At 68.4% G+C, this 12782-nt stretch carries 9 protein-coding genes and 1 tRNA gene; 7 read left to right on the forward strand and 3 right to left on the reverse strand.

The genetic code is table 11. The features are described from left to right. Positions 1–51 precede the first annotated feature (51 nt). The 4 genes from lgt (at position 52) to pyk (ending at position 9339) form a co-directional block, all read left to right on the forward strand. Positions 52–1227: a prolipoprotein diacylglyceryl transferase gene (gene lgt / locus Q7C18_RS02315; RefSeq protein WP_311023968.1), complete on the forward strand. Its 1176-nt coding sequence runs from the start codon at positions 52–54 to the stop codon at positions 1225–1227. Positions 1228–1584: 357 nt separating this feature from the next. Continuing rightward, positions 1585–6243 carry a glutamate synthase large subunit gene (gene gltB / locus Q7C18_RS02320; protein WP_311023970.1) on the forward strand — a complete coding sequence of 1553 codons (4659 nt, stop codon included), beginning with the start codon at positions 1585–1587 and terminating at the stop codon, positions 6241–6243. Further along, positions 6236–7702 carry a glutamate synthase subunit beta gene (locus Q7C18_RS02325; protein ID WP_311023972.1) on the forward strand — a complete coding sequence of 489 codons (1467 nt, stop codon included), beginning with the start codon at positions 6236–6238 and terminating at the stop codon, positions 7700–7702. The genes gltB and Q7C18_RS02325 overlap by 8 nt, the downstream gene beginning before the upstream one ends. A gap of 125 nt (positions 7703–7827) precedes the next feature. After that, positions 7828–9339, forward strand: coding sequence for a pyruvate kinase (gene pyk / locus Q7C18_RS02330; protein ID WP_070159504.1), 1512 nt, complete (start codon positions 7828–7830; stop codon positions 9337–9339). A gap of 202 nt (positions 9340–9541) precedes the next feature. On the opposite strand, the gene Q7C18_RS02335 is transcribed toward pyk, so the two are convergent. Together Q7C18_RS02335 and Q7C18_RS02340 are read right to left on the reverse strand one after the other, a co-directional pair. After that, on the reverse strand, positions 9542–10141 hold the full coding sequence (locus tag Q7C18_RS02335) for a hypothetical protein (protein WP_311023973.1): 600 nt from the start codon (positions 10139–10141) through the stop codon (positions 9542–9544). Positions 10142–10197: 56 nt separating this feature from the next. Further along, a complete protein-coding gene (locus tag Q7C18_RS02340; RefSeq protein ID WP_139827706.1) occupies positions 10198–10458 on the reverse strand; it encodes a hypothetical protein in 261 nt (86 codons plus the stop codon). Positions 10459–10655: 197 nt separating this feature from the next. Between Q7C18_RS02340 and Q7C18_RS02345 the strand changes: the two genes are divergently transcribed. Both Q7C18_RS02345 and Q7C18_RS02350 read left to right on the forward strand, forming a co-directional pair. Continuing rightward, positions 10656–11063: a four-helix bundle copper-binding protein gene (locus Q7C18_RS02345; protein WP_311023974.1), complete on the forward strand. Its 408-nt coding sequence runs from the start codon at positions 10656–10658 to the stop codon at positions 11061–11063. A 405-nt stretch (positions 11064–11468) separates the two neighbouring features. Further along, a complete protein-coding gene (locus Q7C18_RS02350) occupies positions 11469–11639 on the forward strand; it encodes a hypothetical protein (protein ID WP_311023975.1) in 171 nt (56 codons plus the stop codon). Between the two features lie 276 nt (positions 11640–11915). Here the strand turns inward: Q7C18_RS02350 and Q7C18_RS02355 are convergent. Then, a tRNA-Leu gene (locus Q7C18_RS02355) sits at positions 11916–11996 on the reverse strand. Between the two features lie 154 nt (positions 11997–12150). Between Q7C18_RS02355 and Q7C18_RS02360 the strand changes: the two genes are divergently transcribed. After that, complete coding sequence (locus tag Q7C18_RS02360; RefSeq protein ID WP_070159513.1) at positions 12151–12771, forward strand: ANTAR domain-containing response regulator; 621 nt, start codon at positions 12151–12153, stop codon at positions 12769–12771. The last annotated feature ends 11 nt before the right edge of the window (positions 12772–12782 follow it).

Raw genomic sequence — 12782 nt, forward strand, 5'->3', positions numbered from 1 at the left:
CCCGCCACCTCAGGGGCGGTCCAGCCCCACCACCGAGAGGACGACGCGTCAATGACTTCCACTGCAGCGGCGGCCGCGACCGACGGCGACCTGCTGGCGGGATTCCCCGCACCGCCCTCCAGCGGACTCGACCTGGGTCCGCTGACCCTGAACTTCTACGCGCTGTGCATCGTCGCAGGCATCGTCGTGGCGATCCTGCTGACCTCCAAGCTGTGGAAGTCGAGGGGCGGCAGCTCTGAGAACGTCATGGACGCCACCCTGTGGGCGGTGCTGCTGGGCATCGTCGGTGGACGGCTCTACCACGTCTTCTCCTCTCCTGACGCCTACTTCGGCCCGAACTTCGACGGCTCCGGCGATCTCTCGCTGATCCCGCAGATCTGGCGCGGAGGACTCGGCATCTGGGGCGCCATCCTGCTGGGCGCGGTGGGCGTCTGGTTCGCCTGCCGTCGCTACGGCATGAAGTTCGGCGCCTTCGCCGACGCCGTGGTGCCGGGGGTGCTGCTGGCCCAGGCCATCGGGCGCTGGGGCAACTGGTTCAACCAGGAGCTCTACGGCGGACCCACGAACCTGCCCTGGGGGCTCAATGTCGAGCTGGAGCACCGGGTGCCGCAGGTCTCGCACATGAGCGAGTCCACCCTGTTCCACCCGACGTTCCTCTACGAGAGCGTCTGGAACCTGCTGGGTGTGGCCCTCCTGCTGGTCCTCTACCGGCGCTTCCAGGTCAAACAGGGGCTGCTCGCCTGGACCTACGTGGCCTACTACACCTTGGGCCGCTTCTGGATCGAGAGCCTGCGCATTGACGAGCTCGACAAGTCCACCCAGTTCATCAACATCTTCGGGCTGGACTGGCGTCTGAACATGTGGGCCTCCGTGCTCACCTTCCTCGTCGCCGTCGTGATGCTCTACGTGCTGTGGTCCAAGCGGCCCCGCACCGCAGAGCAGCTGGCTGAGGAGCAGGAGGTCTTCCGCGCAGGGCATGGTCCTCGCGCTGAGGGGACCGACGCGGGCGAGGCGGAGCTGGATGAAGCAGAGACTGCGCTGGACGAGGCCGAAGCCGACGAGTCTGAGCTGGACGAAGCCGAAGCCGACGAGTCTGACGAGTCTGACGAGCAGGATGCTGCCGAGCCGGCCGATGCGGAGGACGAGTCCTCCGTGATTCCGGATGCTGAGACACCTGTGGCGGAGGACGGGCCCGATCCTCGGGAGGACTCTCGCAGAGAGAGCTGAACCACTCGGAGGGCCGCCGGCAAGGTCCAGATCGTGAGATGCGATTTGCTTCCGGGGTGCCTGCGCGCGGAAGATTGATCTGATCAGCCTGAGACTCAGGCAACACTGGTGTGCCCGTCGACTCGCACCCGTTGGCGACGGGCACCCGATGCTGGCGTCGGCCCATGCCGGAGCGCGCACCCCGCGCTCGGCCTGCGCGCCGCGACGCATGAGACGCATATCGAGGGCCCCCGACCGTCCACCACGCACGACGGCGGCGGTGCGGTCCGTCTGGTCGACCTGCGTCACTCCAGCTCATAAGGGGTCGATGATGTCCCCTCCCATGGAACGTCCGTATGCGGAGGAAGGAACACCGTCATGTCCACACAGGGATTGTCGGCTACGCACAGCTCGGCTCCCGCCGACGTCGCGCCGGGCGCCGACGACGGCGTCGTCAGCCCGTTCGTGCGGTTCTCCGCGTACCCGGAGAAGGCGGGGCTCTACAGCCCCGAGAACGAGCACGAGAACTGCGGGATGGCCGCCATCGCCACGCTGCGCGGTGAGCCCGGTCACGACATCGTCGACCACGCCCTGGTCGCTCTGCGCAACCTCGAGCACCGCGGTGCCGTCGGCAGTGACGTGGGCACCGGCGACGGTGCAGGCCTGCTCACTCAGGTGCCGGACGAATTCTTCCGGGCGGTGGTCGACTTTGAGCTCCCCTCCGCGGGCGAGTACGCAGTCGGCACGGCCTTCTTGCCCCAGTCCGAGTCCGAGCGGGAGCAGATGTGCGCCTCGTTGGAAGATCTGGCGGCGGAGCAGGGGCTGACGGTCATCGGCTGGCGTGAGGTCCCCATCGACGATTCGATGATCGGGACCCTGGCCCGGGAATCGATGCCGCACTTCCGGCAGCTGTTCGTCGCGCTGGCCGAGGAGGACTCTGAGGAGTTCCGCTTCTCCGCCTCCGGCACCCTGGACCAGCGCGCCTGGCGGCTGCGCAAGCGCGGCCAGAACCGGCTGGGCGTCTACTTCCCGTCGCTGTCGTCGAAGACGATCACCTACAAGGGCATGCTCACCACGGCGCAGCTCGAGCCCTTCTTCCCGGACCTCTCCGACGAGCGCTTCAAGACCACCTTGGGCATCGTCCACTCGCGGTTCTCCACCAACACCTTCCCCTCGTGGCCCCTCGCGCAGCCGCTGCGCAACATCGCCCACAACGGGGAGATCAACACCGTCAAGGGCAACCGGAATTGGATGCGTGCCCGCCAGTCCATGATGGCCGGAGAGCTGCTCGGCGAGGACCCTGAGTACCTCTTCCCGATCTGCACGCCGGGGGCCTCCGACTCCACGTCCTTCGACGAGGCCGCTGAGCTGCTGATGCTCTCGGGCCGTCCGCTGGCCCAGGCCATGCGCATGATGGTTCCTGAGGCGTGGGAGAACCATGAGTCCATGGACCCGGACCTGCGGGCCTTCTACCGGTACCACTCCATGCTGATGGAGGCCTGGGACGGTCCGGCGGCCATCGCCTTCACCGACGGTCAGCAGGTCGGCGCGGTCCTGGACCGCAACGGACTGCGCCCGGCGCGCTACTGGGTGACCGACGACGGGCTCGTGGTGATGTCTTCGGAGGTCGGCGTCGTCGACCTCGATCCTTCCACGATCGTGCGCAAGGGGCGTGTGGCTCCCGGCATGATGTTCCTCCTCGACACGGTCGAGGGGCGCATCATCGAGGACGAGGAGATCAAGTCCGGCTTCGCCTCCTCCCAGCCCTGGCAGGAATGGGTCGAGGAGAACCTCATCGAGCTGGAGGACCTCCCGGAGCGGCTGCACGTGCGCCACCCCACCGAGTCGGTCCGCCTGCGTCAACAGACCTTCGGGTACACGCATGAGGAGCTGCGCATCCTGGTCGGTCCCATGGCCTCAACCGGCGCGGAGCCTATCGGTGCCATGGGTACGGACACGCCGATCGCCGTCCTCGCGGACCGACCTCGGCTGCTGTTCGACTACTTCGTGCAGAACTTCGCCCAGGTGACCAACCCGCCGCTGGACGCGATCCGCGAGGAGCTGGTGACCTCCTTGGGGCTGCACATCGGCCCCAACGGCAATGTGCTGACCACGGAGAAGGTCACGGCCAAGCAGGTCGCCCTGGACTTCCCCGTCATCGACAACGACCAGCTCGCCAAGATCGCGAACATCCGCAGCGACGAGGGTCAGAAGATCGCCATGAAGGTGCGCGGTCTCTACCGGGTGGGCAGCTCGGAGGAGGAGTTCCGGCAGCGCATCCGTGACCTGTGCGAGCAGGTCTCCGCGGCGGTCAACCGCGGAGTGGGCTACATCGTGGTCTCCGACCGCGACTCCAATGCCCAGTGGGCCCCGATCCCCTCGCTGCTGCTGCTCTCGGCGATCCACCATCACCTGCTCAAGTCGGCCAACCGGACCCGTGCCTCGCTCATCGTGGAGGCCGGCGACGTCCGCGAGGTCCACCATGTGGCCTGCCTGATCGGCTACGGTGCGGCCGCGGTCAACCCGTATCTCGCCATGGAGTCCGCCGAGGACATGGTCCGGCGCGGGGAGATCACCGGGGTCACCGAGTCCCAGGCGGTGCACAACCTGCTCACCGCCCTCGGCAAGGGCGTGCTGAAGATCATGTCCAAGATGGGCATCTCCACGGTCGCCTCCTACTGCGGGGCGCAGACCTTCGAAGCGATCGGTCTGGCGCAGAACGTCGTGGACCAGTACTTCTCCGGCACCCACTCGCCGATGGGCGGGGTCGGCCTGGACGTCATCTCTGCGGAGGCCCTGGCCCGTCACGCCAAGGCCTACCCGCAGGACGGCAACGACCTCGGGCGCGGTGACGAGCTGGAGATCGGGGGAGAGTACCAGTGGCGGCGCGAAGGTCCGCCGCACCTGTTCAACCCCGAGACGGTCTTCAAGCTGCAGCATTCCACGAAGTCGCGTCGCTATGACATCTTCAAGCAGTACACCAAGGCGGTGGACGACCAGTCCCAGGCGCTGATGACCCTGCGCGGTCTCATCCGCTTCACTAGCGGCCGCGCCCCGATCCCGGTCTCCGAGGTCGAGCCGGTCAGTGAGATCGTCAAGCGGTTCAACACCGGGGCGATGAGCTACGGCTCCATCTCCCAGGAGGCTCACGAGACGCTGGCGATCGCCATGAACCGTCTCAAAGCACGGTCCAACACCGGTGAGGGCGGCGAGCACCCGGCCCGCCTGGTGGATCCGGAGCGGCGCAGCGCGATCAAGCAGATCGCCTCCGGCCGGTTCGGCGTCACCAGCCAGTACCTGACCCACGCTGATGACCTGCAGATCAAGATGGCCCAGGGCGCGAAGCCCGGCGAGGGCGGCCAGCTCATGGGGAAGAAGGTCTACCCGTGGGTCGCCGAGACCCGGCACTCCACCCCGGGGGTCTCGCTGGTCTCGCCGCCGCCGCACCATGACATCTACTCGATCGAGGACCTCGCCCAGCTGATCTACGACCTCAAGCGCTCGAACACGGGTGCGCGGGTCCATGTGAAGCTCGTGGCGCTCAACGGTGTGGGCACTGTGGCAGCCGGCGTGACCAAGGCCAAGGCCGACGTCGTGCTGATCTCCGGTCACGACGGCGGCACCGGTGCCTCTCCGCTGAACTCGCTCAAGCACGCCGGGGCGCCCTGGGAGCTCGGCCTGGCCGAGGCTCAGCAGACGCTGATGCTCAACGGTCTGCGCGAGCGCGTCACCGTGCAGGTGGACGGACAGCTCAAGACCGGGCGCGACGTCGTGATCGCCGCGCTGCTGGGTGCCGAGGAGTATGGCTTCGCGACCGCCCCGCTGGTGGTCTCCGGCTGCATCATGATGCGCGTCTGCCATCTGGACACATGTCCCGTCGGCGTGGCCACGCAGAACCCGGTGCTGCGTGAGCGGTACACGGGTCAGGCGGACCACGTGGTGAACTTCTTCGAATTCGTGGCCCAGGAGGTGCGGGAGTATCTGGCCGAGCTGGGCTTCCGGAGCCTGGACGAGGCGATCGGGCACATCGACGCCCTCGATCTCGACGACGCCAAGCGCCACTGGAAGACCGAGGGCCTGAACCTCGACGCAGTGCTGGGCGGCTACGACCCCGAGGACCCGACCGTCGAGGCCATGCTGCGCCGCACCGGCGGGCAGGACCACGAGCTGGAGAAGCACTTCGACGTCGCGCTGATCGAGCAGGCCCAGCCGGCGATCCGCCACGGACAGCACGTGCGCCTGGAGCGCAAGGTCATCAACACCGATCGGTCGGTGGGCACCATGCTGGGGCACGAGGTCACCAAGGCGCTGGGGCTGAAGACCCTCGACCAGGACACCGTCGAGGTGGACCTGGTGGGGGAGGCCGGCCAGTCGCTGGGAGCATTCCTGCCCCACGGCATCACGCTGCGGCTCTCGGGGGATGCCAACGACTACGTCGGCAAGGGCCTGTCCGGCGGACGCGTCGTCGTCCATCCGGACCCCACGGCACCGCTGCAGGCGGAGTCCAACGTCATCGCCGGCAACGTGATCGGCTACGGCGCGACCTCCGGCGAGCTGTTCCTCCGCGGGCAGGTCGGAGAACGTTTCCTGGTGCGCAACTCGGGGGCCACAGCCGTCGTCGAGGGCATCGGGGACCATGGCTGCGAGTACATGACCGGGGGCCAGGCGCTGATCCTGGGCCCGACCGGACGCAACTTCGGCGCTGGGATGTCCGGAGGCACGGCCTTCGTGCTGGACTTCGACGAGGACCGGATGAACACCCAGGCTCGCTCCGCCGGGGACCTGCTGCTCCTGCCGCCGGACGAGGAGGACCAGCAGATCATCCTCGACCTGCTCCGCCGACACCTGGAGGAGACCGGGTCGACCGTCGCCGAACGGCTCCTGGCCGACCCGGCGGGCGCCTTCGGCCGTATCACGAAGGTGCTGCCCCGCAACTACGACGCCGTGCTTCGTGCCCGTTCCACCGCCCTGGACGAGGGGCTGGATCCGAACGGGGACGAGACCTGGCAGAAGATCCTGGAGGTGACCCGTGGCTGACCCGCGCGGATTCCTGAAGCACCGTGAGCGGCAGGACCGGCCCTCACGCCCCGTGCCCGTGCGCATCATGGACTTCAAGGAGGTCTACGAGCGTCAGCAGAAGGGTGCGGTGCAGACGCAGGCGAGCCGCTGCATGGACTGCGGCATCCCGTTCTGCCACACCGGTTGCCCGTTGGGGAACCTGATCCCGGAGTGGAACGACCTCATCTGGCGGGACCAGATGGAGGAGGCCTCCTCGCGGCTGCACATGACGAACAACTTCCCGGAGTTCACCGGTCGCATCTGCCCGGCTCCGTGTGAGACGTCCTGTGTGCTGGGGATCAACCAGCCCGCGGTGACCATCAAACAGTCCGAGGTCTCCATCGCCGATGAGGCGATCGCCAACGGCTGGGTGGAGCCGGTGCTGCCGCAGCGGCTGACCGGCAAGACCGTGGCCGTGGTGGGCTCGGGACCGGCCGGTCTGGCGGCGGCCCAGCAGCTGACCCGAGCCGGTCACACCGTCGCCGTCTATGAGCGGGACGACCGTCTCGGTGGCCTGCTGCGCTATGGCATTCCGGACTTCAAGATGGAGAAGCACCACATCGACTTCCGCATCGACCAGATGGAGGCCGAGGGGACCCGCTTCTACACGTCCACCGCGATCGGTGAGGACATCACCTGGGATTCGCTGCGCGAGAGCTATGACGCCGTGGTGGTGGCCACCGGCGCCATGGTGCCTCGCGATCTGCCCATCCCGGGCCGTGGTCTGGACGGGGTGCACTTCGCGATGGAGTATCTGGTCCAGTCCAACAAGGCCCTTGCCGGAGACGACGTCCCCGAGCAGATCCACGCCGAGGGCAAGCACGTGATCGTGCTCGGCGGCGGCGACACCGGCGCCGACTGCATCGGCACCGCGCATCGCCACGGTGCGGCCTCGGTGACCACGCTGGCGATCGGTACGCAGCCGCCCGAGTCGAGGGCCGCCCACGAGCCGTGGCCCATGGACCCGAAGGTCTTCGAGGTCACCTCGGCCGACGAGGAGGGCGGGGAGCGTCGCTACTTGGCCTCCACCGTGGAGTTCCTCGGGGACGAGAACGGCCACGTGCGTGCGCTGCGCGTCGCAGAGACCCAGTACAACGACGACGGCTCCCGTACGCCGATGCCTGGTACCGAGCGCGAGATCCCCGCGGATCTGGTGCTGCTGGCCCTGGGCTTCACCGGGGCGGAGCAGGAGACGCTGTCCGGTCAGGGATCGGTGGAGTTCGACCGGCGCGGCAATGTCCAGCGTTCGGAGGACTACATGACCTCGGCCGAGGGCGTCTTCGCGGTCGGCGACGCCGGCCGCGGGGCCTCTCTGGTGGTCTGGGCCATCGCGGAGGGCCGGGCGGCCGCCAAGGAGGTGGACGAGTACCTCGAAGGGTCCTCCCGCCTCCCGGCGCCGGTGAAGCCGTCGGATCGGGCGATCTCGCTGAGCGGGTGAGCCCCGAGCCTGAGTGAGATAGGCTCTGTCATGTCGGCGCCCGGAATTCGGTGCGCCCTCCAGCTGGCCCAACGTCGTGCCAGGGGATCAGAAGATCGAACCGTCCTATACGACAAGGGTGAGGCATGAGACACGCGAAGATCGTCGCCACCTTCGGCCCGGCGACCGCCGGCTATGAGAAGACGCGCCAGCTCATCGAGGCAGGTGTCGACGTCGCACGGGTGAACATGAGCCACGGCGACTACACCGTCCATGAGGAGACGTACCGGACCGTCCGCGAGGTGTCCAAAGACCTGCGCCAGGCGGTGGCCATCTTCGCCGACCTCCAGGGCCCCAAGATCCGGCTGGGGCGTTTCATCGAGGGCGAGCACGAGCTTGCCGAGGGCGACCGCTTCACGATCACGGTCGACGACGTCGAGGGGACCAAGGAGCGCTGCTCCACCACGTTCAAGGGTCTGCCTGGTGACGTCAACGTCGGCGACACCCTGCTCATCGACGACGGCAAGGTCTCCCTGCGGGCGGTCGAGGTGACCGACACTGATGTGGTGACCGAGGTCGTCGTGCCGGGCAAGGTGTCCAACAACAAGGGCATCAACCTTCCCGGTGTGGCCGTCTCCGTACCCGCCCTGAGCGAGAAGGACGAGGAAGATCTGCGGTGGGCCCTGCGCATGGGCTTCGACATGATCGCGCTGTCCTTCGTCCGGGATGCCGCCGACATCGAGTCGGTGCACCGGATCATGGACGAGGAGGGCCGGCGCGTGCCGGTCATCGCCAAGGTGGAGAAGCCGCAGGCGGTCGACGCCCTTCAGGACGTCGTCGACGCATTCGACGCGATCATGGTGGCCCGCGGGGACCTCGGCGTGGAGCTTCCGCTGGAGGAGGTCCCGGTGGTGCAGAAGCGCGCCATCGAGCTGGCTCGGCGCTGGGCCAAGCCGGTCATCGTGGCCACCCAGGTCCTGGAGTCCATGATCGACAACCCCCGCCCCACCCGGGCGGAGGCCTCCGACTGCGCCAACGCGGTGCTCGACGGCGCCGACGCGGTCATGCTCTCCGGTGAGACTTCCGTGGGCAAGTACCCGGTCAAGACGGTGGAGACCATGGCCGCGATCATCGAGGCGACCGAGAGCAAGGGCCTGGGACGCATCCCCCCGCTGGGCTCGACTCCGCGGACCCGCGGCGGGGCAGTGACCCGCGCGGCGGCCGAGATGGCCGAGCAGCTGGGAGTGAAGTACCTCGCCACGTTCACGCGGTCCGGCGACTCTGCTCGCCGGCTCTCACGTCTGCGCCGGGAGCAGCCGATCTTCGCCTTCACGCATGTGGAGCACACGCACAACATCATGTGCCTCAGCTGGGGCGTGCAGCCCCGGTGGGTGGAGTTCGCGTCCCACACGGACAAGATGACCGCCCAGGTGGACAAGCTCCTGTTGGAAGAGGGCATCGCCCAGCCGGATGAGCTGGTCATCATCGCGGCCGGTTCGCCCCCCGGGCAGGCCGGGACCACCAACATGGTCAAGGTGCACCGCATCGGCGACATCCCGGAGGCCGCGGACATCGATTCCTTGCGCCGCGGCGACGCGCCGCCGAACCGCGAGCCGGTCGGCCCGTGGCCGGCCCGGAGCGCAGACAGCGCGCTCTGAGCGGAGCACGGCGGGGCTGATCCCGCTGGTGGACCGTAGACACGACGGAGCCCTGTGACGCCTGGACGTCACGGGGCTCCGGCGTGTCTACGACGTCGTGTCTGCGGCGTGTCTGCGGCGTGTCTACGACGTCCGGTCCCAGGCCCACCTGCGCCCCGGTTCCTACGGCCCGGGCGGTTCGGGACATGGAACCGCACCCGGGTCACCCCGGGTACTGCGGAGCCAGGACGAGGAACGCCGTTCCCGCCGCGCCTCCGAGCAGGCTGCCTGTGACGACCTCCAGGGCGCTGTGCCGCCTGAGCGTCAGGCGGGACCAGCAGACCAGCAGCCAGCCAGTTGCGCCCAGGACCCACCAGACGGTCCCGGACAGTCCCGCGGGAATGACGAGGCCGGTCAGGGCGCCGAGCACGGCGTGGACGCTGATCTTCAGCCTGGTGTTCACGATCATGACGATCAGCAGGGTGAGGATTCCGATCGCTGCGGCGAGTCGCACGTCGGCGGTGGTCGGCAGGATCACCAGCAGGGCCATGCCGAGGAGCATGGAGCCCAGCGCCAGGGCGTAGACCAGGTGCCGCTGCTCCCGGTGTCGCACGTGCAGATCCGTGGCGGCGCCCCGACGCACCAGCACCAGAGTGATCGTCCACGGCAGGGCGGCCAGGAACGTCACCGCGATCGTGGAGGACCACCACCAGGCGGGGTCAGTGGCCACCGCCACCTGGACCAACAGTACGGCGATCAGGGGAGAGGGACTCAGGACTTCGGTTACGATCCGGGCGAGACGGAGGAGGGCGCGGCGCGGCATCGTCCCCGATTCTATGCCGGACGGCCATCACCTCGTGCTGACGCCATGGGGCGCCGTCAGCGCAGCGTGTCCTCGGGCGGCGGCAGCGCCGTCGCCCAGGAGATCCACCCGTCGCGGGCCAGATGACGCTCGGCATCACGGAGGCCTTCGGCGCGGGCGGTGGCCACGGTATCGGTCAGCCACGCGTCGAAGGCGTCGGCGTAGGCCCGGCGGGCGGCGTCGATGTCCTGGCCCGGGCGAGGGCGGTGGTGCTGGAGGCAGCCCTCGGCGAACAGGGCACGGACCTCCTCGGTCGGCATGGGTCGTGTCGGTCCCATGGGTCTCCCCTCATCCTCCGCCTCGGGCCAGCGGACTCTGAGACTACGGCGGACCACTGACAACGGTCTGCGCCGCCGCAGGCACGGCGCCCTGCGGGGGAGGGCGGGCTGTGGGATCTTGAGCGGTGCGGCGGAGACTCGCTAGCGTCGGCGCAGGGGACGCCGACGGAGTCCGAGACCCTCAGGAGGTTCCACCCATGTCACGGATCACGGAGATCATCGAGAGCCACCCGAACACCCCCGATGGGCTGCACGTGCAGCCCCTCTCCGACTGCATCGTCGCCTGCCTCGAATGTGCGCAGGCCTGCACCGCCTGCGCCGACGCCTGCCTCGGGGAGGAGGACGTGGCTCACCTGGCCCAGTGCATCCGCACCGACCTGGACTGCGCCGACGTCTGTACGGCGACCGCCTCGATCCTGAGCAGGAGCACCGGGGGAGGCCTCGCGACGGTCCGCGCTGTGCTCCGGGCCTGCCAGGCGGCCTGCGCCCAGTGTGCGGCGGACTGCGAGGCGCATGCTCAGATGCACGAGCACTGCCGCCTCTGCGCGGAGGCGTGCCGGCGCTGTGAGCAGGCGTGCGCTGATCTTCTGGCCGTCATCGGGTGAGCCCACCGAGGGGGCACCTGGGGCGACAGACGGTGCTCGCGCGGATGCTTCCTGTGTCGCCGAGGTGCGTCCAGCCGACGGTCAGTGGGGCACCGGGCTTCGGTCAGGACAGGGCCTTAGGCTGGTTCTGCCTCATCAAGGTGCGAGTGATTCGGGCCCCCGAGGTCTGGTCGATGCAGCGTCCCCCTCACGCCGGCCAGACCCGGGGGCCTTCTCGCGTCCGAAGCCCACTCGGTCGGCAGGGGCGGCGCGCCGCCCCGTCGCCGGCGACTGCCGGCTCCGACACCGACGGTTCGGCCAGGGGACCCTTCTGGCCGCCAAGGGTGCTCCGACGGGATGGTCACGGTTCGGCATCCGCGAACACCGCACCTGTCCGCCGAGCATGGACACGCGTACATTCGAAGTATGTGGACACTCATCGTGGTATTGCTCATCGCCTGGGCGGTGCTCGCCATCGTGGGGTTCGTCTTTGAGGGCCTCATGTGGCTGGCAGCCGTCGGCATCGTACTCTTTGTCGGCACGTTGGTCGTCGGCTTCATCCGCCAGAGGGCTGGACGGGCGAACCCCACCGTCTGAGTCGGCGCCGCGCGCGTCATGCGTCGACGCACACCGCCTCGGCTCCATGGCGCCCTGTCACAGCTGCGGCACCGGGCCGCGGACTCTCCCGCGGGGTCACCGCCCGAGCCGCCTTCGTGACCTGCTTGACGGAGGGCCTGCCCTTCTCATAGCAGGCGTGGGGCGGACAGATGCCACGGCAGGTACGTCATGTGCCTGCCATGACGTCTCGTTGGCATCTCGCCAACAAATCCGGCTCTTTCGCCACCAATCGGCGTGTGATCCGCGTCATTTCGGTGCCCGAAGCGGGACTCGAACCCGCACACCAGAGGTACCGCATTTTGAGTGCGGCGCGTCTACCAATTCCGCCATTCGGGCTGGTGCCAGCACCGTCGCCGGGCCTGCAAGGACAACGCAGGCGCCTTCGAGGTGCCCCCACAGCATACCGGGCGATACCCTGAGGGGGACAACTGACCCGTCCACCTGTCGTCCGGCGTCGAGCCGGCGGCGACGACCTCATCCAAGGAGAACGGTGACTGAAGAGCAGCAGGCAGCCCAAGGCGCCGACGCCTCGGCAGAGAACGAGGGCCGCCGAGTCCTCGTGGCCGAAGACGAGACCCTCATCCGTCTGGACATCGTGGAGATCCTCACCGGTGCCGGCTATCAGGTGGTCGGAGAGGCCGACAACGGTGAGCAGGCCGTGGAGCTGGCCCGCGAGCATGTGCCCGACCTCGTCGTCATGGATGTGAAAATGCCGAAGATGGACGGCATCACGGCTGCCAAGACGATCGCGGAGGAGCGCCTCGCGCCGGTGGTCATGCTGACGGCCTTCTCCCAGCGGGACCTGGTGGAGTCGGCACGAGAGGCCGGCGCGATGGCGTACGTGGTGAAGCCGTTCACGGAGAACGACCTCATCCCCGCCATCGAGGTCGCGGCGGCTCGGTTCGATGAGATCCGGGCGCTGGAGGAGGAGGTCACCGATCTCGCCGACAAGTTTGAGACGCGCAAGCTGGTGGACCGGGCGAAGTCCCTGCTGACCACCAAGATGGGGCTGAGCGAGCCCGAGGCCTTCCGGTGGATCCAGAAGACCTCGATGGACCGTCGGCTCTCCATGCGGGAGGTCGCGGAGACCGTGGTCGACCAGATGGGCTGAGCTGGGCGGGG

It is taken from the genome of Nesterenkonia sp. CL21, assembly GCF_031705515.1.
Lineage (GTDB): Bacteria > Actinomycetota > Actinomycetes > Actinomycetales > Micrococcaceae > Nesterenkonia > Nesterenkonia aethiopica.

Excerpts from the sequence above, each read along its gene's own strand:
- Q7C18_RS02345 (WP_311023974.1), top strand. The coding sequence starts at position 10,656 with ATGTCACGGATCACGGAGATCATCGAGAGCCACCCGAACACCCCCGAT.
- gltB (WP_311023970.1), top strand. The coding sequence starts at position 1,585 with ATGTCCACACAGGGATTGTCGGCTACGCACAGCTCGGCTCCCGCCGAC.
- Q7C18_RS02340 (WP_139827706.1), bottom strand. The coding sequence starts at position 10,458 with ATGGGACCGACACGACCCATGCCGACCGAGGAGGTCCGTGCCCTGTTC.
- Q7C18_RS02350 (WP_311023975.1), top strand. The coding sequence starts at position 11,469 with ATGTGGACACTCATCGTGGTATTGCTCATCGCCTGGGCGGTGCTCGCC.
- pyk (WP_070159504.1), top strand. The coding sequence starts at position 7,828 with ATGAGACACGCGAAGATCGTCGCCACCTTCGGCCCGGCGACCGCCGGC.
- lgt (WP_311023968.1), top strand. The coding sequence starts at position 52 with ATGACTTCCACTGCAGCGGCGGCCGCGACCGACGGCGACCTGCTGGCG.
- Q7C18_RS02335 (WP_311023973.1), bottom strand. The coding sequence starts at position 10,141 with ATGCCGCGCCGCGCCCTCCTCCGTCTCGCCCGGATCGTAACCGAAGTC.